The sequence below is a fragment of the Mucilaginibacter lutimaris genome, from assembly GCF_042676625.1.
Classification (GTDB): Bacteria; Bacteroidota; Bacteroidia; order Sphingobacteriales; family Sphingobacteriaceae; genus Mucilaginibacter; species Mucilaginibacter lutimaris.
Map to the genome: position 1 here is coordinate 1 of NZ_JBHTIA010000023.1, position 2,387 is coordinate 2,387.

Annotated in this window: 3 protein-coding genes and 1 pseudogene; 3 read left to right on the plus strand and 1 reads right to left on the minus strand. The window is 42.6% G+C overall.

Features of this window, described 5'->3' with window-relative positions; genetic code table 11:
* Positions 1-406 precede the first annotated feature (406 nt).
* A pseudogene (locus tag ACFQZI_RS20890) lies at positions 407-1,120 on the plus strand (RHS repeat-associated core domain-containing protein); the annotation flags it as partial.
* Positions 1,095-1,517, plus strand: a complete 423-nt coding sequence (locus ACFQZI_RS19910; protein WP_377145637.1) for a DUF4265 domain-containing protein — start codon at positions 1,095-1,097, stop codon at positions 1,515-1,517. The pseudogene ACFQZI_RS20890 and the gene ACFQZI_RS19910, both read left to right, overlap by 26 nt.
* 36 nt (positions 1,518-1,553) lie before the next feature.
* On the opposite strand, the gene ACFQZI_RS19915 is transcribed toward ACFQZI_RS19910, so the two are convergent.
* Positions 1,554-1,889, minus strand: coding sequence for a helix-turn-helix domain-containing protein (locus ACFQZI_RS19915; RefSeq protein WP_377145639.1), 336 nt, complete (start codon positions 1,887-1,889; stop codon positions 1,554-1,556).
* Positions 1,890-2,034: 145 nt separating this feature from the next.
* Here ACFQZI_RS19915 and ACFQZI_RS19920 point away from each other — a divergent pair.
* The coding region (locus tag ACFQZI_RS19920) for a hypothetical protein (protein WP_377145640.1) at positions 2,035-2,387 on the plus strand (353 nt) is incomplete at its 3' end.

Consider the following 2,387-nt stretch of genomic DNA (forward strand, 5'->3'; position numbering starts at 1 on the left):
AAGATAAACGATTGTCCGACAATCGATCTTGCCCCGACCGCTCCGAAGTCGCCGGGGTAGTCTCAAAAACAAGAGCATGAGGGTTCAGGTGATCTTCTGTTAAGCAACCAAAAGCGGAAGAAGACGGGACTGTCAAGGGAACGTGGAATAAATGGCCTTGCGGGTGAATGCTTGCGGGTTTATGCCGCGAAAGTCCCTTTACTGGCCTGGCTTCGCAGGCTACCTTCGCTGTAACAGATGATCAGCTTAACCGGTAACCAACCCTGAAAAACGAGCTGGCCAAACACCTTGCAAAACCCCAACCAACGCCTATCTTTACATGGCCGGACGTTCTTTAAGATAGCCAAAACCGGCGGCTACGGATTACAGAAAACAGTGAAAAAGTTGTGGTAGCCAGTACGATTATGGCGCAAGGTTCTACGATCCGGTCATTGCGAGATTTACTACGGTCGACGCATTGGCGGAGCATCCAGAGCAAATTTATCTGTCACCTTATGGTTATGTTGGAAATAATCCTATCAGCAGGATTGATCCTGACGGAAATTGTTTTCCTTGTTTAATTCTTCCAGAAATTGCAGAAGGTATAGCTATAATTGGCGAAGCCTTAGGGGTTTCAACAGCAGTAACGGCTAATGTCACAGCCCTTACTACTGGAGCAATTATACTTAATAATTTAGAAAATGGCCGATCTGTAAATAGTTCAAGTTTAATTGCACGTCGTGATGCTACTGTTGTAAATACGCCGGTTAGAATTAAGCCACCTGTTGTTGTTCAAGCAAGGAAAGACGCTTTACCTGGGAGCAGGCCTGGTCAGGTCTTTACACCGAAGGAAAAGCAAAAAGTTAAAGAAAAGAATAAAGAAGAAAATGGAGGAAATACTGTTTGTCAAGGTTGCGGAGTAAATACTACTAAACCACAAAAATCACAAAAAGGAGTTACCCCCCCCCCACCACTGATACCCAAGTTGATCATATTAATCCAAAATCTAACGGTGGTAGCGGCACTGCTGAAAATGGGCAAGTATTATGTAGGGGATGCAATATCGATAAAAGTAACAAAGTACCCACCCCTAAACCTCAGGGACAATAATAATTATGGAAAAAATAATATTCGAATATAAGGATGCTGATGATGAATATGCTTTAGAAAGTGCTTGGGCTGTAAAAACATCAGATGGTTATAAATTAGACAATATCTTGTTTTATACATTAGGATATGCATTAGGAGATGTTGTAAGTGTTGACGAACGGAATGGAGAACTATATGTTACAGGCCTAATTGAAGAATCCGGTCACAGTACCATAAGGATATTATTCAATAATACGGATGATGTTCAACCTACCAGGAATAAGCTTAAAGAAATGGGCTGCGATTCGGAACTTAGTAATATATCAATCTTAATATCTGTTGATGTTCCTTCGGACATAGATTACAAAATTATAAAAAAATACCTCTACCAAGGAGAAGTGGATGGAGTTTGGAATTACGAAGAGGCTTGCTTGGCTCACGAAGTTTAAATACAAACGCCCGGCAGAAACGCCGGGCGTTTGTATTTAATGAGCGTACGCCTTACCAGTTTTAGCGTCCCTGATAATGGCATTAGCCAGGAAAATGAGTTTATCTTTAACGGAGGGCTCCAGTTCTTCGATCTCGTCGATAAGTTTTAAGGTCTGCTTATCAAAAGCGGCCTTATCGCTACCGCCAGCCAGGTAATCCAAAGACACTTCCAAAGCATCGGCAATCTTTTTAGCCACATCAACCGAGGGAGAAACCTCGTTTCGTTCATAGCGCCCGATGATCTCGCGGGACACGCCCGCTTCCTTAGCCAGGTCGGCTTGTGATATCTTTTTAGCCTTGCGTAATGCAGTGATCTTGTCGCCAATGTTCATGATAATGCACAAAAGCGTGCTTAACGCTATTGATTATATCAAATGTAGAGAACAAAAGTTAATAAATAAAATTATCGTTCTCTTGTTAGAAACAAATCATTGTTTACTTTTGTGCAGAATAGTTCTCATTAAACTTTTTTTCAACATGGCGAAACTGATTACTGAAAATGCAGAATTATTGATCTACCTGGACGGCAAACTGCACATTACCATCTTAGGCGGTATCAAGCTGACAGGCCTTGACCGTATGAAAGTAACGTTAAAGCTCACCAGTACAGTCCATAAGCAAAACGCATTCCGCCATAACTTAGACCTATACAACAGCATTCAAACGGAGCAGCTAATCGATAAATCAGCCGAAGCCCTGGACATAAGCACGGCGGAGATCAGCACGGCCATCAACCAGCTAACGACTGCTTTAGAAAATTACCGGTCGGAACGCCTGGAAGCGATGAAGCCCAAGCAGGTTGAAAAAAGGCAGCTAACCGAACAGGAACG